This window comes from Streptomyces sp. NPDC037301 (genome assembly GCF_055602785.1).
Genome location: NZ_JBVJWD010000007.1, coordinates 213,699 through 235,701 on the forward strand (window position 1 = coordinate 213,699; position 22,003 = coordinate 235,701).

Sequence of the window (22,003 nt, forward strand, 5' to 3'; positions counted from 1 at the left end):
TGGTTGATCCGCCTGCCCGGTCCTGCCGGGACACGCCGTCAGTGGATGGCCGCACTCCCCTGCGCCGCGCCGATGCGGCCATCAAGTGTTGAGGCGGCGCGGGTTCGGGCGGCCACCATCACCTGTCCCAGTGCAATCCCTCCGTCGTTCGGGGGGACCTGGTGGTGCAGCAGGACGGTGAAATCGTGTCCGCGAAGCGTCCGGGCGCAGGCCGAGGAGAGCAGGGTGTTGGCGAACACTCCGCCGGTCAGGGCAACGGTGTCCAGGCCGTACCGCTCACGCGCCAGGACGCAGGTGCTGCGTACGAGGGCGGCGACCGACTCGTGGAAGCGTGCCGCGATGACGCCCGGCGCAGTTCCCGCGCGCACGTCCTCCACCACCGCCGACAGTACGGGCGCGGGGTCGGCGATCAGCGCGCTCCCGCTGCCCGGTGCGGGAGTGCGCAGCGCAAAGCCGTATCCCGCGCAGTCGTCCTCGGCCGTCCCGAGCGCGGCGGTTTCGAGTTCGACGGCGGCCTGGGCCTCGTATCCGGCGCGGTGGCAGGTGCCGGTGAGGGAGGAGACGGCGTCGAACAGCCGGCCCATGCTGGAGGTGGGGACACAGTTGAGATTCCGCTCCAACTGCCTTTTCAGTACGTCAAGTTCATCGGGTGGGCAGGCCGCGGTGCACGGCAGGTCCTGCGCCCAGCCGATTCCTGCCGCGTGCAGATGTGCCAGGGCCATGCGGTAGGGACGCCGTACGGCGGCGTCGCCGCCCGGCAGAAGGACATACGCGAGATGCCCGAACCGGTGGTAACCGTCGTAGTCCGCCAGCAGGATCTCTCCGCCCCACACGGCTCCGTCGTCGCCGTAGCCGGTGCCGTCGAACGCGACGCCGATCACCCGCCGGCTGCCGTCCAGGCCGTTTTCTGCCATTGCGGAGGCGACGTGTGCGTGATGGTGCTGTACGCGTACGACCTGCCGTTCACCGGCCAGACGGCGGGTCAGCTGTCCCGAACGGTATCCGGGATGGCTGTCGACGGCCAGGACCGCGGGTCGCACCCCGGTGATGGTCTCCAAGTGCTGACCGGCGTCCTCGAAGGCATGTTGTGTGGCGAGGTCGTCCATGTCACCGATGTGGGCGGACAGCCAGGCTCTGCGCCCCTCCGCCAGGCACAGGGTGTTCTTGAGGTCGCCGCCCGCAGCGAGGATCGCCGGTACCGGGAGAGGCAGTTCGACGGGCCGGGGGGCGTAGCCGCGTGAGCGGCGTACGGTCAGCAGTTCCCCGTCGCAGACTCGTACGACGGAATCGTCGCACGGTACCTGGATCGGGCGGTCGTGGGTCAGCCAGGCGTCGGCCAGACGGGCGAGCCGGTCCAGCGCTTCGGCGTCGTCGGTGACGATCGGCTCCCCGGCCACGTTGCCGCTCGTCATGACGAGAAGGCGCGGCCCGGCCGGGTCGCCGGGCAGGCCGAGGAGCAAGTGGTGCAGGGGGGTGTAGGCAAGCATGACGCCGAGATCGGGGCTGCCCGGGGCGACGTTGTCCGACGGTACCGGGGCGTCCGGCCCGGGGACGGCGCGGCTGCGGCGCCTCAGCAGGACGATCGGCCGGACGACGCCGGTGAGCAGCGCCCACTCCTTTGCGCCGACATGGACGAGGTGTTCGATGTCGCCGATGTCGCGGGCCATCAGGGCGAACGGCTTGTCTCCACGGGCCTTGCGGCGGCGTAGTGCGGCCACGGCCCGGGCATTGGTCGCATCGCACGCGAGGTGATACCCGCCGAGCCCCTTGACGGCGAGGACCGCGCCGCCGGCCAGGAGTCCACGAGCCTCGGCGACCGGGTCCGTTGTGGTGATACGTCGCGGAGCCCTGTCCGGGTCCGGGCGCGCCACCAGCAGATCGAGGCGCGGCCCGCATCGATGGCAGGCGACCGGCTGGGCATGGAAGCGGCGGTCTGCGGGGTCTGCGTACTCTCGGGCGCAGTCGGGGCACATGGGGAAGCGGGCCATGGTGGTGTGTGCGCGGTCGTACGGCAGATCCGTGACGATGGTGAACCGCGGCCCGCAGTTGGTGCAGGTGATGAAGGGATGCCGGTGGCGCCGGTCCGCGGGGTCGGCCAGCTCGGTGAGGCAGTCGGCGCAGGTGGCCACGTCCGGCGGGACCAGCGTGCGGGAGGGTCCGCCGGTCCGGGAGGCGACGATGGTGAATCCGGCGCCGCCCTCGGCGGGGACTTCCCTGTGCTCGACGGAATCGAGGACGGCCATGGGCGGTGCGCTCGCGGTGATCCCTTCGCAGAACAGGGCCACGGCGGCAGGTGAGCCCTCGACTTCCGCGACGACGCCCTCGGGGGTGTTGGTGACGTGTCCGGCCAGGCCCATCGCGAGGGCTCGTGTGTACAAGTAGGGCCGGAACCCGACGCCTTGGACGACGCCCCGGACGGTGACCCGGCGACGCTGCGCCGGCTCACCCGTGGCCGGGCCGGTCCGTTGGGTCGTCACGCGCGGGTCTGCGCCATGGCGCCGGACGCATCCGTCGCGGTACCGGGCTCGCCCCGACCGGCATGCGTGTGGGGGCGGCCGTGAGAAGTCTCGCTGGGCTCTGCGTGTGTATGGGTGTGCGTGGAGTGGTGCTGCTGGGCCATGACAGGCCGGTGGACCGGGGCTCCGCTCGCGGCGTCCAGCGCCCGTTCGAGGAGCGCCCCGACGCCGTCACCGCGCCGGGCAGAGGTGAGGAGCACCTCCACACCGGGATTGACCTGCTCGACGTGGGCGCGGAACGCGTCCTCGTCGAAGGCCGCAGCCTCGGCGATGTCCGTCTTGGTGACGAGCACCAGGTGCGCCAGCCCGAAGGCGGTGGGGTACTTCAGCGGCTTGTCCTCGCCCTCGGTGACCGATGCGAGGACGACCCTCAGGGTTTCGCCGAGATCGTACGAGGCCGGGCAGACCAGGTTGCCGACGTTCTCCACGAAGAGGAGCCGGGTGTCCTCGGGCAGCCACCCGTCGAGGTGTCCGCCCAGCATCCGGGCCTCCAGGTGACAGAGGCCGTCGGTGAGTACCTGCTTGACCGGGGCTCCGGAGCGGGCCAGGCGCATGGCGTCGTTCTCGGTGGCCAGGTCGGCGGTCAGCGCCGCGACGGGGACGCCCGTCTCACGGGCCAGGACCAGTTCGCGTTCGAGCAGTGCCGTCTTCCCGCTGCCCGGGCTGGAGAGCAGATTGACGACCGCGGTCCCGCGGGAGGCAAGTTCGTTGCGCAGGCGATGCGCTGTCGTGTCGTTCTTCGCGAGTACCGCCTGCTGCAGATCGACCACACGGCACATGGTTCAGCGCTCCTCGGAAATCGGTTCACGGGTAGGTCTCTGCGCGGGTCCTTCGTCCCAGTGGACGTCGGCGATCTGCAGTTCGCGGCCCGAGAGCAGCTCCGCGGTTGCCTCGCCGCACAAGGGGCAGCACAGCTGCGGAGGCATTCCGACCGCCCATTCGTCCACACAGGACGCGCAGCGTGCTCTCGCCCGTACGGAGTCGACCACCAGCTCCGCGCCTTCCAGAACGGTCCCGGCGCAGGCCAGTTCGAAACAGAAGGACAGCGCGTCGGGGACCACTCCGGCCAGCTCGCCGACCTGGAGCCGGACGGATGTGACGGCGACGGCGCCGCCGGCTCGGGCTGCTTCTTCCACCTGGCCGACGACGGCCATGGCGATGGACATCTCATGCATGGGTCTCCGTCCTGCCCGCGTCATTACACCGGGAGGTTGCGGCCGCAGCCGGGCTGGCTCGCCGATGCCGGACGGTACGTACGTCATTCGGTGCAGCCCGGGACCTGGCGGATCGGGGTGCCGTCACATGCACCGCATGCGCACGTAGCGCTTGATGTCGGGCAGTACCTGGGCCACGAGTGCGGCAACGGCGACGGCGACCGCGCCGCCGATGATGATCTTCTTCATGACGGTGTTCATCTCCTCAGTTGTTGGCCTGGCCGACCGCCGACTGTGCGGTGGGCGCGGTCCGTTCGTCGTCCCGCACAAGGCGCAGGACCATGTTCACGGCCTCCGGTAGGGCAGCGGCCACGGGACCGCTCAGGCCGATGCCCTCGTCGACGCAGGCTGGTTCGCATCCGACGACCAGCGTGCGTCTCGGGGGGATGCAGCCCGTCCCGGCACACAGGGTCTCCAGCAGGGCCAGGACCGCGTCGGGGGACATGCGGTGGCCGTCGAGCAGAGCTTCCTGCGGCGCGATACGGCCGGGCCGGTCGGCCTCGATCAGATACAGCGTTCCGGGATCGCCGCCGCGTTCGGTGGCATCGATCAGGACCAGCGTGTCGTATCCGTCGAGGAGCTGGTACGCGAGGTGGACTCCGCGCACCCCGATGTCCACCGCTTCGACGTGGGCGGGCAGGGGTCCTGACGCCAGTCGTCGTACGGTCTCGACACCGAAGCCGTCGTCGCCGAGGAAGATGTTGCCGACGCCCGCCACAAGAGTCGTCGTTCTCCGCTCCGATGGCGCTGTCATCCGTCCTCCAGTGGTGCGACCTCGTCGGGCTGGAAGTACAGAAACCGGCCCTGCTCGCGCCGGATGTCCGCACCCGGATCGCCCTCCACGGTGACCGCGAGGTGCACTCCCCCGTCCACGTCGTGCAGTACTGCTTCGACCAGTGCGCTGCGTCCTTGCAGAAAGAGGTCCTGGGCGTCGGTGCGGCGCAGGCCCGGCCGCAGGAGTACGCGGCTGCCCGCGCCCACTGACCGGCCGTCCACCAGGATCCGGTCGCGTGCCGGGTCGGCGCCGGCGTCGGCGGCCGGGTCCCACCACGGCTGGTCCGGCCGGATCAGGCCGAACTCGCCGGTCCCTTCCGGCATTTGCGGAAATCCGTCGGGGGGAACGGCCGCGGGCGCGCCCGGCTCGGTGACATCCCGCAGGGCCCGCACCGCGCCGTGCAGTCGCTCCAGGACCTCGGGGGGCATCGAGTCGGCCAGGTCGATCACGGCGGCCGCGCGGTCGTCCGTCCCCCGGGCCTCGCGCTTCTCCTGGTCCGTCAGGGCGGCCGTGCGCAGCGCGAGGATCTCGTCGATCTCGGTGGAGTCGTACAGCGCTCCGGGGCTCTCCGGGGCGATGGCCGGGTGGTCCTCAAGGATGATCGGGGACGAGAGCACCAGGTCCGCACGGCCGGGCTCGCCGGCCAGTACGGGCCAGGTGTGCAGATTCCGGCAGCCCGCGACTGCTCCCTCGGCCCACTCGGGAGGGTCCGTCATCGACAGGAACGAGCCCGCGCTCAGGCCCAGGAGAAGGTGGGCGGCCACCAGTGACCTGGGCAGAGCGGCGTCGCGGTCCACGTCGCCGGCGTCCGGCGTCCATGTGCTGGTGTTCTCCACGACGGCGGTGAGCCGCATCGCCCGGTACGGGCCGTCGAGTTCGGCAGCGGACAGCCGTACCGCGCCGCGGATCTCCTCGCAACGGCGCACCAGACGGCCCACGATCCGGCCGTCCTCGTCACGGACGGTTTCGGTCTCCTCGCGTGCCGGGCGTGTGAAGGGGACGACGACTCCGTCGCCGGTGAGCTCGGCCACGGTGGCGAGCACTTCGACCCGTTCCTCCGCACCCTCGTCCCATGGAACCAGGACCCGGTCGGTGAGGTGGAGTTCGGGGACGGTCTCGAAGGTGCCGTCGTCGCGGAGCTGCTGCACGGTGCGCCGTTGGGCGTGCAGGAACCGCGCCTCGGCTGCCAGAGTCGCGTTGGTCTTCGGTTCCATCAGGCACTCGGTGTGCTGGAAGTCATGCTCTTCGGCGGCTGCCGTCCAGGCCGGCGGTACAAGCACCCCGAACTGCCAGCGGAGCCGGTTCTTGGCCGCCGACGCGCGGTACGGGTACAGGACGTAGCCCTCGAAGAGGACGGCGTCGGCCACGCCCCGGGCGGCGGCGAAACGGGAATCCAGCGCGAGGGTGGGCGCGGATGTGGTCATTGCGCCGTCCTCTCGGCGAGCCCGGCGAGCCCGGCGTCGGCGAATGCCCGGTCCGCCGGCGGGGGGGCTGTGGTCCCGGCCGCGTCGAGAAGCGCCCGGACGGTCGCCTCCCAGGAGGGCAGTGCGTGCCGGGAGCGGAATGCGATCAGGTCGCTCATGGTGTCGCGGGGAAGCCGGATCCAGCCGCACCCGGGGAAGTGCTGGTCGACCATCTCCTGCCACACCGCCACCGGCATCCGGAAGGGCGCCTCCAGGTCCCAGGGCACCGGCTCGACCCGGAAGCCTCCGGAACCGGTGAAAGCGGTGCCGGAGAAGAGCATGAGGAGCGGCACCTCACCATCCGTCAGCGCGTTCAAGTACCGTGTTGCGGCGATTTCCAGGTCATAAGTACAGGGCACGACGACGTCCGTCTCGGTCGCCCCGGTGAACGCGGGCACCATGACCGGGACCTGGGCGAACTGCACGGGCTGGAGTGTGCTGCCCCAGCGTGAGCGCTCTCCGAACAAGTCCGTCAGGCCCTCGGCCTCAGTCGTTTCGTAGCCGCGCCGGGCCGGCTCGATGCGGATCTGGCAGCGCAGCGCGAGTGCGTGCACCCGCGCCTCTTCGGATGCGGTGATGCGCAGCCGGAAGACCAGGGTGGGGCCGGCGGCGTACGCGTCGGCGCGTACGCCGGTGCAAGTGAAGGTGAAGTCCGTCATGGTCGTCGCTCCCCCACCGTTGCCTCGGCGCGGCGTTCGACGTGTTCGAAGAAGGACTGCAGATCGGCACGGGCCTCGGCTCCGCCGTCGAAGCCCTGCCACAGCAGACGCATGCGTCCCACCAGCTCGTAGCAGATGTCGATCGGTACCAGATAACACTCGGCCCGGCCCTCGGTGCGGCGCAACAGCAGTGCTTCCACGTCGGGTTCGAGCAGTTCGGAGAGACGGCTGCCGCCGAGCACTGTCTGCCAGGTCGACGGATCGAGTTCGCTCTCGGTGGCTCCGGCAGGGCTCGGGTAGAGCGCCACCAGCCGGTCCAGTTCGGCGTTGCGGAAGAAGAAGGCGACGCTGACCGGGATCTGCAGGAGTTCCCACGCGTTGTCGTCGAGACGGTGGTCGTGATCGGCCAGATAGCGGTCCGGGACGCTCAGGAACCGGCCGTGGGCGGCGCCGGGCCGCTCGAAGAGCAGGGCGCACGGGGTGCAGGAGCACGCCAGGGAACGCTGCTCGGTATCCACCAGATGCCGGTGGTTCCCCTCGGCCACCGGCACTCCGCACAGTTCGCAACGCTCCTGCCGGGGTTCACGCGGTGCTGCGAACCGCCGCAACGTGTGCACGCCCGAGGCGGGTGCGGGCCGCCCGGCCCACGTCATGGGCGCGCTCATGGCGTTCCGGCCGGGGCCGGCCGGGCGGTTGCCACGCCCTGCGGCGGGCGGGTTCCGATCTGGAGGAGTGCCGGCTCCTGCGTGGCGGAGGCGGGCTCCATCTCGACCGTGGTCACCTCCGGTGCGAAGCAGGCCAGGGCGTTCTCCACGGACTGCTGCGCCGACGACGCGCCGCTGCAGCCGCATCCGCCCGTGCCGGCGTCCCGCAGACGCAGAGTCCCCGTGCTCCCGTCGAAGGTCACCACCTCGACGGGATCGCGGACGGCCGCGAGGGCCCGCCCGATGCGCGTGCCGGTGTCCTCGGGGTGCAGGTCGTGCAGGACCAGCAGGCTCGACACGAGTTCGTCACCCAGAAGTTCGTCCAGCGTGTCGCCGGTTTCGCGGCCCGGTGCGGCCCGGAGCCCGTCGAGGATCCGGGCCAGCCCGGCACCGTAGAAGTCCATCAGGACCCGCACCAGTTCCTCGGCCGCCGCGGAGGCCTTCCGGTCACCGGCCGCCGTCAGTTGCTCAAGCACCTCTTCGATGCGATGTCCGGCCCGCTCCGCGTCTGGCGACTTCGCTGCCGCAGTATGTGTTGTCGCGCTCATCCGCCCAGTCCGCTCAGCCCGGTGGGCACGTGCATCTTCTGCACCGTCTTGCCCCCACCGACGTACATGTGGACGCCGCAGGGGAGACAGGGGTCGAAGCTGCGCACGGCGCGCATGATGTCGATGCCCTTGAAGTTCTCCGGCGGGTTCTCTTCGAAGATCGGCGTGTTCTGCACGGCGTCCTCGTAGGGACCGGGAGTTCCGTAGGTGTCCCTGGTGCTGGCGTTCCACGGCGTCGGAGGGTAAGGGTGATAGTTGGCGATCTTGCCGTCCCTGATCACCATGTGGTGCGACAGCACGCCGCGTACGGCCTCGGTGAATCCGACACCGATGCTCTCGTCCGGGACGTCGAACTTCTCCCAGGTCTGCGTACGTCCGGCGCGGACCTCCTCAAGCCCCTTCTCGGCACAGTGCAGTGCGATCGCGGCGGCGTAGGCCTGGAAGTAGGTGCGGGCGCGGTTGCGTTCCAGCGCGTTGCTCCACTTCGGGATCTTCCACTCGAAGGTGGTCTCGGGCTTGGTCATTGTGCGCGGCAGGTTGATGACGACGCTGTGGCCGGTGGCCTTGACGTAGCCGACGTCGACAAGCCCGGAGAGCGCGGTGGACCACAGCCGGGCGATGGGGCCGCCGCCGGTGTCGAGGGCCAGGTGGTCCTTGCCGTCGAACCAGCGCGGCGACATCACCCAGCTGTACTTGTCGTCGAAGTTCCGCTTCTGCGGCGCCGGGATCGTGTGCTGGTTCCACGGGTGGCGGGGGTCGACCGGGTTGCCGAGCGGGTCATGGGTGACGAACTGCTCCTTGCCCTCCCAGTCGTCGTAGTACGAACTGCCCAGCAGGATCCGGATGCCGAGGTTGATCTCGGTCAGGTCATTGGTGACCAGCTTGCCGTCCACGATCACACCGGGGGTGACGAACATCCTCCGTCCCCAGTCGCTCATGTTGGCGTACGTGAAGTCGCAGTGCTCAGGGTCGTTGAGCGCTCCCCAGCAGCCGAGCAGTACCCGTCGGCGACCGACCTCTTCGTACCCGGGCAGGGCCTCGTAGAAGAAGTCGAACAGGTCGTCGTGCAGGGGCACGACCCGCTTCATGAACTCCACATAGCGCATGAGGCGGCTGAGGTAGTCCGTGAAGAGCTGGACGGAGGCGATGGTGCCCACGCCGCCCGGGTAGAGCGTGGAGGGGTGCACATGGCGCCCCTCCATCAGGCAGAACATCTCCCGGGTGTAGCGGCTCACCTGGAGGGCCTCGCGGTAGAACTCGCCCTCGATCGGGTTGAGCGACCGCATGATGTCGGCGATCGTACGGTAGCCGTGCTCCCCGGCGTGCGGCGCTTCGGTGCGCTCGGCCAGTTCCAGGACGCCGGGATTGGTCTCGCGGACCATCTTTTCGCAGTAGTCGACCCCGACCAGGTTCTCCTGGAAGATGTTGTGGTCGAACATGTACTCCGCGGACTCGCCGAGGTTGATGATCCACTCACCGAGGTGCGGCGGCTTCACTCCGTACGCCATGTTCTGCGTGTACACGGAACATGTGGCGTGGTTGTCGCCACAGATCCCGCAGATGCGACTGGTGATGAAGTGCGCGTCCCGGGGGTCCTTGCCCCGCATGAAGACGCTGTAGCCGCGGAAGACCGACGAGGTGCTGTAGCACTCCGCGACCCGCTTCTGCTTGAAGTCGATCTTCGTGTGGATACCGAGACTGCCCACGATCCGGGTAATCGGATCCCAGGCCATCTCCACCAGGCCGCTGCCGTCGCCGGCCGCCTTCGTTGTCGGTGCCATCGTGTGTGCCGTAGCCCTTCTGAGAAGCGTGAGGTGGGGTCGTCACCGGAAGGTGTGGGGTGCGATCGGATTCCTCGGCGTGTTCACCACGGGGGCCGGTAGCCGGTGGTCAGCCGACCCCTCTTGTGCCGCCACTTCGGCTCCGCGTCCAGGGTCTTCGCCGTGATCGCCCGGAGCCTGCGGACGACCGCCCCGTACGCACCGCTGGCGGTGGCGGAGACCTTGGCGCCCGGCGGTTCGTCCATGAACGGCATGAACTTGTCCGGGAAGCCCGGCATGGTGCAGGCGATACAGATGCCGCCGACGTTCGGGCAGCCTCCGATGCCGTTCATCCAACCGCGTTTGGGTACGTTGCACTTGACGACCGGGCCCCAGCAGCCGAGCTTGACCAGGCATTTGGGCGAGTCGTAGGTCTGGGCGAACTCGCCCTGCTCGTAGTAGCCGGCCCGGTCGCAGCCCTCGTGCACGGTGGCGCCGAACAGCCAGGCCGGACGGAGCTTGTCGTCCAGCGGGATCATCGGAGCGGATCCCGCCGCCTGGTACAGCAGGTACGTCAGGGTCTCCGAGAAGTTGTCCGGCTGGATCGGGCAGCCCGGCACGCACACGATCGGAATACCGGCCTTCGACTTCCAGTCCCAGCCGAGATAGTCGGGCAGGCCCATGGCCCCGGTCGGGTTACCGGACATCGCGTGAATGCCGCCGTACGTGGCGCAGGTGCCGATGGCGACGACCGCAAGGGCCTTGGGCGCCAGCCGGTCGATCCATTCGCTGGTGGTCATCGGCTGTCCGGTCTCCGGATTGTCACCGAAACCGCACCAGTACCCCTCCGGCTTGATCGTCTCGTTCGGGATGGAACCCTCGACGACCAGGACAAAGGGATCGATCTCGCCGCGCTCGCCCTTGAAGAACCATTCGATGAATGTGTCCGCACCACCCACGGGGCCGCATTCGAAGTCGATCAGCGGCCAGTGGACCTCGATCTTGGGCAGCCCGGGCAGCGCACCGACGACGATCTCTTCGATGCTCGGCTGCATCGCGGCGGTCAGGGCCACCGAGTCGCCGTCACAGCTCAGTCCCGCGTTGATCCAGAGGATATGGATCGGGGACTCTTCTCCGGTGGCCGCAGCAGGTGCGTCCACCGTGTTCGACGTTGCTGCATCCATGAGGATGCCTCCCTGGAAAGAGACACACGAAGGCCGACATATCGACCTTCACTGTTCTTGGTACCAAGCGTCCGGGGCGAGTACGCCATGGTGTGCCGCCAGTCCGGTGACGTCGGGCTACCGGGCGGGCCGGTCCCCCGCAGATCTGCCGGTCGGGGCCGGGGCGAGGTGCGACGGCCGGCCCGACGGAGGATCCTTGAGCACGAACGCACGCCGCAGTGCGTGATAGGGCGACCGAGGGTCGAAGAAGGTCCGCCGCATCACGGCCAGCTCCTCCTCCCGGTAGTGGGCCAGGGGTCTGTCGGCCTCGTCCCGGTCCCGTTCGGCCTTCTTTGCCGCGATCCGCGACGGTGCCGCAGGCGACGCGGCGAGACGGGCCGCCAGCCGGACGACCTCGCCCGCGAACGACTGCGCGTCGCAGCCGACCGTCCGGTCGGCCAGGCCGAGCCGCACAGCGGCCTCGGCGCTCACCGGCAGCGCCCTGTCGGTGAGGCGCTCCGCCGCGGCGGCCCCCACCCTGCGCGGCAGCGTGTACGTCCAGTACTCGGAGCCGTACAGCCCCATCAGGCGGTAGTGCGGGTTCAGCACCGCCCCTGTCCTGCACCAGACCTCGTCCGCAGCCAGGGCGAACATCACCCCGCCCGCGGCCGCGTTGCCGCCCACGGCGGAGACCACCAACCGGTCGGTGGTGGTCAGCACGGCCTCCACGAGGTCGTCCATGGCGTTGATGTTGGCCCAGGACTCCTCGCCGGGGTCGGCGGCTGCCTCGATGACATTGAGGTGGATGCCGTTGGAGAAGAAGTCCCGGCCGCCTCCCAGTACCAGCACCGAGGTGGGCCGTCGGCAGGCCAGCCGGTAGGCGTCGTGCAGGCGTCGGCACTGCGCCGTGCTCATCGCACCGCCGGGGAAGGAGAACGAGAGGAAACCGGCCTGCCCCGCCTCCCGGTAGCCGATGTCGCTCCAGCCGTGTCGGCGCCCTTCCTCGTGCAGCGGCACAGGGTGCTCCGGCAGTGCGGACAGACGCCCGGCGAGCGCCGTCACAGCGGGCAGCTTGAACGTGGCGGGTCCTCCCGGCCTGCGGCGGGGCCGAAGCTCGGGGATCCACACCGCGCCGTCGGTCGTCGCCCGGCAGACCGCCCCTGCCCGTACGGCCACCAACTCGCCCGGCCCGCCGCGCAGTTCGTGCTCCGGGTGCCCCCCGTGCAGAAACCATTCATCCCCTAGCAGTTCGTCGCGCACGCCGGGGTACGAGTCGGCGGCCCGCAGCTTGCGCAGGACTGCTTCCGTGGAGTCCGACTCCCAGTCGATGCGACGGTGCTCCTGGCGCAGGTACGGCCGCGTACGGATGCGCGACTCCTCATCCCCGCCGCTCTGCGGTCGAGGAACGTACGTACCGGACGAGAAGCGCTCGACGGCGAGGTGCACGGCCTGCAACGCAGCGTCGGAGACTTCGTTGCGGTACAAGTCGCTCTTGCCCACCGGGGGCACCGGGAAGGTGGCCGATGCCCAGATGTCGCCGGCATCCATCTCCTCGTCGGCCTGCAGGACCGTCACGCCCCATGTGTCCGCGCCCTCATGGATGGCCCAGTCGAGTGAGGAAGGCCCACGGTCGCCCGGGGGGCCGGGATGGACGACGAGGCAGGTGTGCGCCGCCCAGACATCCCGGGGGATGGCGGTCTTCAGCAACGGGGCCAGAATGAGGTCGGGCGCGAACTCGCGCACAGCCCGCCGCAGCGACTCGTTGCGCACGGACGGCTCCGGAGCTGCGAGTTCCACCGCCACGGTGTGGCCCCGGTCCCTCAGTTCGGCATGAACACGCTGAGTAAGGCTGTTGAACGCGCTCGCCACGAGCAGGATGTGCACAACGATCTCCCAACGCCGGCCAGATCCGGCTGATTGCGATGGTGGGACGCTGCGGGCGGAGCTCCAGCGGCAACCGGCCGCGAAGTCACCCGAAAGCGAACACATCGGCGACCACTCAGTGGAACCCGTACGGCAAGCCCCGCGCCCAGCGGATCGGAATGAACCGAGCAGCGAGATGACGCAGAGCCGGGCGTTCGATACGAGCCCGCCTACGCACCCCACTGAGGCCGGTCGGGGCCGGTCGGCGCGATCCGCTCCGGCGGCCTGTTATCTTTACGTGACTTCGCGCCGCAACTCTCGGTCACGCTTTGGCCTTTGCTGTGGTGGAGTCGGCGAGGGGGAAAGCGTGTGGCCGCCGTCTGGGCGTTTCGGTCCGATCAGCAGCCGCACGGCCTGAACTGAACCTGGGGATGCGCATGCCATACACCGGCCGAGACGAATGACTCCGCCGCCCGCCTGACGCGGGCAGACGTCCGCAGGGCCCCGCCAGGGCCGGCCGAAATGGATTGTGGCGGCGGACGAGCAATGACCACTACACGTGCACGGGCACGGTCGTAGTCTGCGGCCGGCCCGGCCTGTCATGGCTGGACGGAATGACACAGCACAAGTTACTCAGCAGAACGGCGCACGCCGCCCGGTCTGCGCTGCGCCCCGGGACGGGACACCGGAAACAGGCGAAGCGACCGCGCCTGCGCCTGCCACGCAAACCGGACTATCCGCGCACGGGCCGGCGCGGCTGGCGAAGATGGGTGCCCTCGTGGCGGCTGGTCGTGGGTTCGTTCCTGATGTTCATCGCAACGCTCACGACCGTGGTGGGCATCGCCTACGCGCGCACGGACATCCCCAAGGACCTCAACGCGTTCGCCACCCAGCAGGACACCGTCTACTACTGGGCCGACGGGACCCCCATGGCCCGCACAGGCTGGGTGAGCCGCCAGGAGATGCCTCTGTCGAAGATTCCCGACGATGTCCGGTGGGCCGTACTGGCGGCCGAGAACGCCGACTTCTACTCGGACCACGGCATATCGATGCAGGGAATCACCCGCGCGCTGTGGCGTACGGTCGGCGAGGGAGACACCCAAGGCGGATCGACCATCACGCAGCAGTACGTCAAGAACGTCTACCTCTCGCAGGACCAGTCCTTCTCCCGCAAGTTCACCGAGATGCTGCTCGCGGTCAAACTCGACCGTCATGTGAGCAAGGACGAGATCCTCGAGGAGTATCTGAACACCAGTTGGTTCGGCCGTGGCACCTACGGCCTCCAGCGCGCGGCCCAGGCCTACTACGGCAAGGAGGTCACCCAACTCAATGCCAGCGAGGGCGCGTTCCTCGCGTCCCTGCTCAAGGGGGCCTCGCTCTACGATCCCGCCATCAACCCCCGCAACCACGACCGGGCCGTCAAACGGTGGAAGTGGACGCTGGACCGCATGGTGGAGATCGGCAAGCTGAGCCCGGCCGAACGTGCCCGGTACACCACCTTTCCCGAGCCCAGGCCCCCTCACAGGCCGAACAGCACTTCCGGGCAGGACGGTTACCTCGTTCAGCTCGCCGAGTCGTACGCCAAGCGTGCCGGACACATCTCCGACGCACGCTTCGACCTCGGCGGCTACCAGATCTACACGACGTTCGAGAAGCCGCGGATGACCGCCCTCACCCGGGCCGTGAAGGAAGCGCGCGACACGCTCGATCCCGAGCAGCGCAAGGCGGACCGCCATGTCCGGTTCGGGGCCTCGTCCGTCGCCCCGGACGGCCGGATCCTCGCCGTGTACGGCGGACCGGACTTCGAGCGGCAGGCCTTCAACGAATCCAACGCGAACACCGTCCCCGCCGGTTCGGCGTTCACCCCGTTCGTCTACGCCGCCGGCCTGGAGCACGGCATCTCACGCAAGCGCAACGGCCCCCGGACCGGCGTGACGCCCTCGACCGTGTACGACGGTGACGACGACATTCCGGTCATGACGTCCGAAGGTCCCTACTGGGACCGCAGCGGCAAGATGGTCAAGGGCCAGAACGACGGCGACCGCTCCTACGGCCGCATCAGTCTGCACGACGCCATGGCGAAGGCCGTGAACTCCCCGTTTCTCCAACTCGGTATGGATGCGGGACTGAAGCAGGTCCGCAGTACGGCCGAGGCATCCGGGCTGCTCCCGTCCAGCTTCGGTCCCCCCGTTCCCGCGTTCTCGATGGGCAACTCCACACCGAGCGCCATCCGCATGGCCGACGCGTACGGCATGTTCGCGGCTCGGGGCGTGCACACCGATCCGTACTCGGTACGAAAGGTCACGCGCAACGGCGAGCCGATCCGGCTGGATCTGCCGCGGGCCAAGCGCGCCGTGCGGTCCGGTGTCGCCGACGAGGTCACCGCATCGCTCGCACGGCCCGGCGGGGCGAACGGCGTCGCATTCTCCTCACCGGTCGCCGCCAAGGCCGGAACCACCGAGGACGACACCGCGCGCTGGTACGTCGGTTACGACCGGGCCGCGTCCACGGCCGTAGTCGTGTACCGCATGGACCTGGCGAAGAGTCTGGCGCCACTGCCGCTGAAGGGGCTCGGCGGCGATTCGGCGGCCGGCAAGAAGCTCTCGTCCCAGATCTGGAACACATACACGGAAGCCATGACGAAGTGACAGATACCAGAGAAAAATCTGCCGTTCGCCGAATACGGGCCCGCTTGACGCCCCGTATCGTCCTGGGGCTCGCGGCATGTGCAGTCGCGTCGGGTTCCGCCGCGCTCATCCCGCTGGCGTCCGACGACTCCTCGGACAACCGGACCCCTCAGCAGGGCACGAGCACCGTGGCGGCGCCGACACCCACCGCCCGGGAGCATCGCGGGGGTGACGGAAAGAAGACGGAAGAGGAGAAGTGGGACGGGAAGGTCAAGATTCTGGGAGACGGTTCCACGTCCTACACCGGGCCGCAGCCCGGCCAGCTGAAGGCCGAGCGACTCAAGCCGGGTGAGAAACCGCCCCAGTTCGTGGTGTTCTCGTGGGACGGTGCGCTCGAGGGCGACGATCGGATGTTCTCGCGCTTCCGCCGTGCGGCAAAGGAGAGCAATGCGCACATGACGTTCTTCCTCACCGGCATCTACCTGCTCCCGAAGGAGAAGAGGAACCTCTACGAGCCGCCCCAGCACAAGCCCGGAGCGGCCGCGATCTCCTACCCGACACGCGAGCACATCCGCATGACGCTGGAACAGCTCGGCGGCGCCTGGCGGGAGGGCAACGAGATCGGGTCCCACTTCAACGGCCACTTCTGCGAGAAGAAGGGCGGTGGGGACTGGAGTACGAACGAGTGGATCAGCGAGATCAACCAGTTCTACTCCTTCGTACAGAACTGGAAGACGAACACAGGCTTCAAGGACCTCGATCCGCTGCCCTTCGACCCCACTCGCGAGGTCGTCGGCGGACGGGCCCCCTGCCTCGAAGGCCAGAAGACCCTTCTGCCGGCGACCAAGCCATTCGGCTGGCGATACGACGCGAGTTCCCCGGGAGACTTCCAGATCTGGCCGTCCAAGAAGAACGGCATCTGGGACCTCCCGCTGCAGATGCTGCCGTTCCCCGGCAAGGACTTCCAGGTGCTGTCCATGGACTTCAACTTCCTCTACAACCAGTCGGAAGGCAGCACCGAGGGCGACCCCGGGAAGTACCAGACGTGGCGCAAGGAGGCGCGGGACTCCTACGTCGCCGGATTCGATCGGGTTTTCAATGGCAGCCGCGCACCGCTGTTCATCGGAAATCACTTCGAAGACTGGAACGGCGGGATCTATATGGATGCCGTCGAGGAAACGATGCGAGAGGTCTGCCCGCGCAAGGAGGTGCGCTGCGTGTCCTTCCGCGAACTGACCGACTGGCTCGATGCGCAGGACCCCAAGGTCCTCGCCCATTGGCGGACACTCGATCCCGCCCAGCCGCCGAACTGGAAGCAGTAGGCGGATGAACGCGGAAAGCGGAGCTCCGGCTGAACAACTCGCGTGATGTGACGAATCGTTCAGTTCGGGGCTCCGCGGTCCGGCGTGCGCAGGCGTCGTCGACGCCCTCGGTCAGCCTGCCTTCTTGACGAACTCCGTGGTGTACGTCTTGGCGAGATCCACCTTCGCGTTCTTCAGGTTCGGATTGAAGGCCTTAAGGACCCGCTCGACGGTTGCGGGGCCGTCCGCCGGCATGACGCCGTCCGTGGTGAACATGGGCAGCGTGCTCTTGATCGCCTGTGCGTACAGAGCCTTGCCGCCGCCCTGGGCGTAGTCGGCGGGCATCTTCGCGGCGATCTCGTCGGCGCTGTGCGTGGACATCCACTTCAGGGTCTTGACGAAGGCGTTGGCCAGCTTCTGGACGGTGTCCTTGTGGCTGTCGACCCACTCGGTCTGCATGTAGAGGCTGGAGGACGGGTAGAGCCCGCCGAGTGCCTGCTTGGAGCCCTCGGGGGTCCGCATGTCGATGAGGATCTTGCCGAGCTTCTTGTCCAGGATGGTGGCGACCGTCGGATCGGTGGTCATACCGCCCTGGATCGAACCCTGCTGAAGGGCGGAGATGAACGTCTGCCCCGCTCCGACCGCCACGGGCGTGAATTCGCTGGTCTTCACATCGTTGCTCACGGCGAGGTACTTCGTGAGGAAGTCGGTCGAGGAGCCGATGCCCGTCACACCGAGCTGCTTGCCCTTGAAGTCCTTCGCCGATTTGACGTCCCCCGCCGCCTTGTTGGAGACGATCTCGACCTCGCCGGGAGCGTGGGAGAACTGGACGACCGACTCGACCTGCTTGCCCTTCACCTGAAGGTCGAGGGTGTGGTCGTAGAAGCCCACCGTGCCCTGGACGTCGCCGGAGACCAGTGCCGTTTCGGCCTGGACGCCCGCGGGCTCGGTCAGGAGTTGGACCGACACTCCCTCCTCCTTGAAGTAGCCGAGCCGCTCGGTCAGCATCGCGGGCAGGTAGATGACCTTGTCCAGGCCCCCGACCATGATCTTGACCTTGTCGTTCTTGCCACCGGAGGCCGAGGTGGAGCCGCCGCCACAGGCGGTCAGGCTGGTCAGGGCGAGTGCACCGGCGACGGCGACGGCCGAGATCCGGGTGGATGTACGCATCTGATTCACGTCCTTGTGAAGAAACAGTCGGGGTGTGCGGATGACGGCCGGCGTCAGCGGGCGGTGTCGGCCTCGGCCGGCTTCCAGCGGAAGAGCCGCTTTTCGAGGAAGGTCAGCAGGCCTTCGGCCAGCAGCGCGACGATCGCGAGGATGACCATCGCGGCGTAGACACCGGCGGCGTTGAACGTGCCCTGAGAGGCGGCGACCAGCAGCCCGAGTCCCTTGGTGGCCCCGATGTACTCACCGACGATGGCGCCGATGAGGGCGAAGCCGAAGCTCACATGCAGGCTGGTGAAGATCCAGGACGTGGCCGAGGGGATGACCACCTGAAGCGTGACCTGGCGGTTGCCGGCGCCCAGGATGCGGGAGTTGGCCACGAGATTGCGGTCGACCTCCCTTGCCCCCTGGAAGGCGTTGAAGAAGACGGGGAAGAACACGAGGACGACCGCGGAGGCGACCTTCGAGGCCGGGCCGAGGCCGAACCAGATGAGGAAGATCGGGGCGAGCACGATGCGCGGCAGGGCGTTGAGCACCTTGATGTACGGGCCGAGGACATCGGCGGCGAAGCGGACGCGGCCCAGCGCGATTCCGAGCAGCACACCGGCGATCACACCGATGACCCAGCCGAGCAGCGCTTCGTAGAGCGTGTACCAGATCTGCTCCCACAGGGAACCCTGGGCGGTGCCGTCGACGACCCAGGTGCGGATCTGGTCCCAGATCTTCGACGGCATGGAGAAGTTGAACGGGTCGATGACCGACGTTCGGGCCAGCCACTCCCACAGCCCGATGACCGCGACGAGCACCGCGACCCGGCTCCCGAGCACCAGATACTTGCGGTTGCGGGCGGCCCGCGCCCTGGCCCGGGTCCGCTCGGTCTTGGTGACGGCGGGGTTCGCGGTGATGGTTTCAGGCGACATCGAGGGCACCCCTCTCGCGGGTGATGCGGACCTCTTCGCCGAGCGAGGACCAGATCTCCCGGTAGATCTCGATGAACCGGGGCTCCAGACGCACCTGCTCGACCTTGCGGGGGCGGGGCAGATCGATCTCGAAGACCTCCTTGACCGTGGCCGGTCCCGCGGTCATGACCACAACCTTGTCGGCCAGCGCGATGGACTCCTCCAGGTCATGGGTGACGAAGACGACAGAGGCTCCGGTGCCGGCCCACAGCTCCAGCAGTTCGTCCGACATCAGGGCCCTGGTCTGCACGTCGAGTGCGGAGAAGGGTTCGTCCATGAGCAGGATCTCGGGGTCGTTGACAAAGGTGGCCGCGAGGGCGACGCGCTTGCGCTGACCGCCGGACAGCTGGTGGGGATAGCGGTCCTCGAACGAGGACAGCCCGACCCGGGCGAGCCACTCCCTGGCCCGCTCCTTCGCCTCCGGCTTCGGCACGCCGCGGAAGCGGGGACCTGCCATCACATTGGACAGCACGGTCCGCCAGGGGAAGACCGCGTCCTGCTGGAAGACGAAGCCCACCTTGTCGCCGATGCCGCGCACCGGCTCGCCGCCCACCAGCACCTCCCCCTCGGTGGGCTCCTCCAGACCGCTGACCAGAGTCAGAGTGGTCGACTTACCGCATCCCGTGGGGCCCACCACGGCGACGAACTCACCGCGCCCGATCGTGAGGTCCAGATCCCGTACGGCGGTGTGGAGCGCCCCCGACGGAGTCCGGAACGCTTTGCTCGCCCCCCGCAGCTCGATGGCGGGGCTCGTTTCGCTGTTCATGGAGCGGGACGCTAAGTGCGGCCCGGGGACGTGGGCACCCTTGCGCCCACAACTCCTGCTTCTGCCCATAACCCGCAGTTCTGCTCGTTCTGCTCGCGCTGCGGCAACGAATGCGCCACGAGGACTGGTCATCGGCGACGGCGACGTTTACGTTGCGTTCACACAAGGACGAAACGGAGCATCAGGTTCCTGGCCGGCGGAAGGCAGAGATCGAGCACATGCGGATTCACTGGCCCCGTCGTGTCTTCGCCCAGGTGCTCCTCACCCAGGTGGCCATCACCACCGGCGCGATCATGCTCGTGACAGGTCTCTTCCTCGCCCCCCTCAGCCACCAGCTCGACGACCAGGCGATGCACCAGGCGCTGTCCATCGCCCAGACCGCCGCCGCCGAACCCGGTCTGGTGCACAACCTGACCAGTACCGACCCCAGCCCCACCGGACCGGTGCAGGCCGAGGCGGAACGGATCCGGCGGGCCACCGGAGCGCTCTACATCGTGGTCATGGACACCCGTGGGGTGCGCTGGTCGCACACCGACATCGCGCAGATCAGCAGACACGTCTCGACCGATCCCAGCACGGCCCTGGGCGGCCGGGAGGTCATGCAGATCGACAACGGAACCCTGGGCCGTTCGGCACGCGCGAAGGTTCCGCTGCGCGACAGGGACGGGACCATCGTGGGTGCCGTCTCGGTGGGCATCGCCTACGACAGCGTGCATGAGCGGCTGATCGGCGCCATTCCCGGTCTGCTGCTCTACTCCGGAGCGGCGCTCGCCGCGGGCGTGCTGGCCGCCCTGGCCGTCTCGCGGCGGCTGCAGCGCAGCACCCATGGACTTGCCTTCGGCGACATCTCCGCGTTGCTGGACGAGCGCGAGGCCATGCTGCACAGCATTCGCGAGGCCGTTCTCGCCCTCGACGCCCAGGGCCGGATCCGGTTGCTCAACGACGAGGCGCAGCGTCTGCTGGAGCTGGACCAGGACGCCGTCGGACGGGCACTGGGCGAGGTGTTGCCCCCGGGCCGTACGACGGAGGTGCTGGCGGGACGGGTCGACGGCGACAACCTGATCACCGTCTGCAATGGACGCGTGCTGATCGCCAACCGTATGCCCACCGGTGACGGCGGAGCCGTCGTCACCCTGCGCGACCGTACCGAGCTGGAGCTGCTCGGCCGTGAACTGGACTCCACGCACGGCCTGCTGGATGCGATGCGCGCCCAGGACCACGAGCACGCCAACCGGCTGCACACCCTGCTCGGGCTGCTGGAACTCGGGAGGCACGATGCCGCGGTGGAGTTCGTCGCGGAGGTGGCCAATGGTCACCGGGCGTCGGCGGAGCAGGTCGCGGAACGCGTCAACGATCCTCTGCTGTCGGCGCTGTTGGTGGGCAAGTCGGCCATTGCGGCGGAGCGGGGCGCCTCCTTGCGCATCTCACCGGCCACCCGGCTCCCGGACGTGGTGGTGGACCCGCGCGATCTGGTGACCGTCCTCGGCAACCTCATCGACAACGCGCTGGATGTCGCGTCGCTCATCGAGGTCGAGCTTCTCGCCGAGGGCACCACCGCGGTCCTGCGGGTCAGTGACAACGGTCCCGGGGTACCTCCCGGCATGCGCGAGCAGATCTTCACCGAGGGCTGGTCCACCAAGGAGTCCCCCGCGCATCGCGGACGCGGTCTGGGGCTGGCGCTGGTGCGCCGGCTGGCCGAGCGCTACGGTGGCGCGGCTCGTGTCACAGCCCGGGCCGGCGGTGGTGCGGTCTTCACCGTCGTCCTGCCAGAGGCACTCAGCGTCCGGCCGCTGTCCGAAGTGGGAGAGTTGCGATGATCGATGTCCTGGTGGTGGACGACGACTTCCGTGTTGCCGAGATCAATGCCGCATATGTCGCCAAGGTCCCCGGCTTCCGTGTCATCTCTCGCGCACACACCGCCGCGCAGGCGCTCGCCTGCCTGGAGCGTGACCATGTCGACCTCGTTCTTCTCGATCACTATCTTCCGGACGAGACGGGGCTGACACTTGTACGTCGGCTGCGCCAGCTGGGCCATCCGGCCGATGTGATCATGGTGACCGCGGCCCGTGATGTGTCGACCGTCCAGACCGCCATGCGGTACGGCGCCCTGCAGTACCTGGTCAAGCCGTTCAGCTTCGCCGGTCTGCGGTCCAAACTGGAGAGTTACGCGGCCCTGCGCCGCACCCTGGAAGGCATGGGAAACGGCCGCGGCGAGGCGGGACAGGAGCAGGTCGACCAGATCTTCGGCGCCCTTCGCACCGCGGATTCCGGTCCCGCGGCAGCCCTGCCCAAGGGTCACTCCGCACCCACGGCCGACGTCATCCGCCATGTCCTGTCGGCCGCCGACGAGCCACTGTCCGCCCATGAGGTCGCCGCCCGGGCCGGCCTGAGCCGCTCCACCGCCCAGCGATACCTCAAGTACCTGGAGGGCGCGGGCCGCATCAGCCTCAGCCTCAAGTACGGCGACACCGGTCGGCCCGAACACCGTTACGCGTGGGCGAAGGCGAGCTGAGCAGCG

Annotated in this window: 19 protein-coding genes; 4 read left to right on the top strand and 15 right to left on the bottom strand. The window is 68.6% G+C overall.

What is annotated here, in order from left to right:
- Nucleotides 1-38: 38 nt before the first annotated feature.
- The 12 genes from hypF to ACZ7IB_RS14760 form a co-directional block, all read right to left on the bottom strand.
- Nucleotides 39-2,477 (bottom strand): carbamoyltransferase HypF, encoded by a 2,439-nt coding sequence (hypF, locus tag ACZ7IB_RS14705; protein WP_470912832.1) that lies wholly within the window; start codon nt 2,475-2,477, stop codon nt 39-41.
- Complete coding sequence (gene hypB / locus ACZ7IB_RS14710) at nt 2,474-3,295, bottom strand: hydrogenase nickel incorporation protein HypB (protein WP_470912833.1); 822 nt, start codon at nt 3,293-3,295, stop codon at nt 2,474-2,476. Before hypB ends, hypF begins: the two co-directional genes overlap by 4 nt.
- A 3-nt stretch (nt 3,296-3,298) precedes the next feature.
- Entirely contained in the window at nt 3,299-3,691 is a 393-nt protein-coding gene (hypA, locus tag ACZ7IB_RS14715) for a hydrogenase maturation nickel metallochaperone HypA (RefSeq protein WP_470912834.1), read from the bottom strand.
- A gap of 123 nt (nt 3,692-3,814) precedes the next feature.
- Nucleotides 3,815-3,931, bottom strand: coding sequence for a DUF6893 family small protein (locus ACZ7IB_RS14720; RefSeq protein ID WP_470912835.1), 117 nt, complete (start codon nt 3,929-3,931; stop codon nt 3,815-3,817).
- Nucleotides 3,932-3,935: 4 nt separating this feature from the next.
- Nucleotides 3,936-4,484: a hydrogenase maturation protease gene (locus ACZ7IB_RS14725; protein WP_470912836.1), complete on the bottom strand. Its 549-nt coding sequence runs from the start codon at nt 4,482-4,484 to the stop codon at nt 3,936-3,938.
- Nucleotides 4,481-5,929 (bottom strand): hypothetical protein, encoded by a 1,449-nt coding sequence (locus ACZ7IB_RS14730; RefSeq protein WP_470912837.1) that lies wholly within the window; start codon nt 5,927-5,929, stop codon nt 4,481-4,483. The genes ACZ7IB_RS14725 and ACZ7IB_RS14730 overlap by 4 nt, the downstream gene beginning before the upstream one ends.
- Nucleotides 5,926-6,627 carry a DUF6084 family protein gene (locus ACZ7IB_RS14735; protein WP_470912838.1) on the bottom strand — a complete coding sequence of 234 codons (702 nt, stop codon included), beginning with the start codon at nt 6,625-6,627 and terminating at the stop codon, nt 5,926-5,928. Before ACZ7IB_RS14735 ends, ACZ7IB_RS14730 begins: the two co-directional genes overlap by 4 nt.
- Nucleotides 6,624-7,292 carry a DUF5947 family protein gene (locus ACZ7IB_RS14740; protein ID WP_470912839.1) on the bottom strand — a complete coding sequence of 223 codons (669 nt, stop codon included), beginning with the start codon at nt 7,290-7,292 and terminating at the stop codon, nt 6,624-6,626. Before ACZ7IB_RS14740 ends, ACZ7IB_RS14735 begins: the two co-directional genes overlap by 4 nt.
- A complete protein-coding gene (locus ACZ7IB_RS14745) occupies nt 7,289-7,879 on the bottom strand; it encodes a hypothetical protein (RefSeq protein WP_470912840.1) in 591 nt (196 codons plus the stop codon). The genes ACZ7IB_RS14740 and ACZ7IB_RS14745 overlap by 4 nt, the downstream gene beginning before the upstream one ends.
- Entirely contained in the window at nt 7,876-9,660 is a 1,785-nt protein-coding gene (locus tag ACZ7IB_RS14750) for a nickel-dependent hydrogenase large subunit (protein WP_470912841.1), read from the bottom strand. Before ACZ7IB_RS14750 ends, ACZ7IB_RS14745 begins: the two co-directional genes overlap by 4 nt.
- An 83-nt stretch (nt 9,661-9,743) precedes the next feature.
- Complete coding sequence (locus ACZ7IB_RS14755; protein ID WP_470912842.1) at nt 9,744-10,823, bottom strand: NADH-quinone oxidoreductase subunit B family protein; 1,080 nt, start codon at nt 10,821-10,823, stop codon at nt 9,744-9,746.
- A gap of 117 nt (nt 10,824-10,940) precedes the next feature.
- Complete coding sequence (locus ACZ7IB_RS14760; protein ID WP_470912843.1) at nt 10,941-12,686, bottom strand: hydrogenase maturation protein; 1,746 nt, start codon at nt 12,684-12,686, stop codon at nt 10,941-10,943.
- Between the two features lie 593 nt (nt 12,687-13,279).
- On the opposite strand from ACZ7IB_RS14760, the gene ACZ7IB_RS14765 reads away from it, so the two are divergent.
- Both ACZ7IB_RS14765 and ACZ7IB_RS14770 read left to right on the top strand, forming a co-directional pair.
- The gene (locus tag ACZ7IB_RS14765; RefSeq protein ID WP_470912844.1) at nt 13,280-15,313 is read left to right on the top strand and encodes a transglycosylase domain-containing protein; all 2,034 of its coding nucleotides are present in this window, start codon (nt 13,280-13,282) and stop codon (nt 15,311-15,313) included.
- Nucleotides 15,314-15,357: 44 nt separating this feature from the next.
- Complete coding sequence (locus ACZ7IB_RS14770) at nt 15,358-16,614, top strand: polysaccharide deacetylase family protein (RefSeq protein ID WP_470912845.1); 1,257 nt, start codon at nt 15,358-15,360, stop codon at nt 16,612-16,614.
- A 111-nt stretch (nt 16,615-16,725) separates the two neighbouring features.
- Here ACZ7IB_RS14770 and ACZ7IB_RS14775 read toward each other — a convergent pair whose 3' ends face one another.
- From ACZ7IB_RS14775 to ACZ7IB_RS14785, 3 genes are read right to left on the bottom strand one after another with little or no spacing between them, the layout of a single operon-like run.
- The gene (locus tag ACZ7IB_RS14775) at nt 16,726-17,763 is read right to left on the bottom strand and encodes an ABC transporter substrate-binding protein (RefSeq protein ID WP_470912846.1); all 1,038 of its coding nucleotides are present in this window, start codon (nt 17,761-17,763) and stop codon (nt 16,726-16,728) included.
- Nucleotides 17,764-17,816: 53 nt separating this feature from the next.
- On the bottom strand, nt 17,817-18,680 hold the full coding sequence (locus ACZ7IB_RS14780) for an ABC transporter permease (RefSeq protein WP_470912847.1): 864 nt from the start codon (nt 18,678-18,680) through the stop codon (nt 17,817-17,819).
- Nucleotides 18,670-19,485, bottom strand: a complete 816-nt coding sequence (locus tag ACZ7IB_RS14785) for an ABC transporter ATP-binding protein (protein ID WP_266355177.1) — start codon at nt 19,483-19,485, stop codon at nt 18,670-18,672. Before ACZ7IB_RS14785 ends, ACZ7IB_RS14780 begins: the two co-directional genes overlap by 11 nt.
- 218 nt (nt 19,486-19,703) lie before the next feature.
- On the opposite strand from ACZ7IB_RS14785, the gene ACZ7IB_RS14790 reads away from it, so the two are divergent.
- Nucleotides 19,704-21,302 (top strand): ATP-binding protein, encoded by a 1,599-nt coding sequence (locus ACZ7IB_RS14790; protein WP_470912848.1) that lies wholly within the window; start codon nt 19,704-19,706, stop codon nt 21,300-21,302.
- On the top strand, nt 21,299-21,997 hold the full coding sequence (locus ACZ7IB_RS14795) for a response regulator (RefSeq protein ID WP_470912849.1): 699 nt from the start codon (nt 21,299-21,301) through the stop codon (nt 21,995-21,997). The genes ACZ7IB_RS14790 and ACZ7IB_RS14795 overlap by 4 nt, the downstream gene beginning before the upstream one ends.
- Nucleotides 21,998-22,003: the final 6 nt, after the last annotated feature.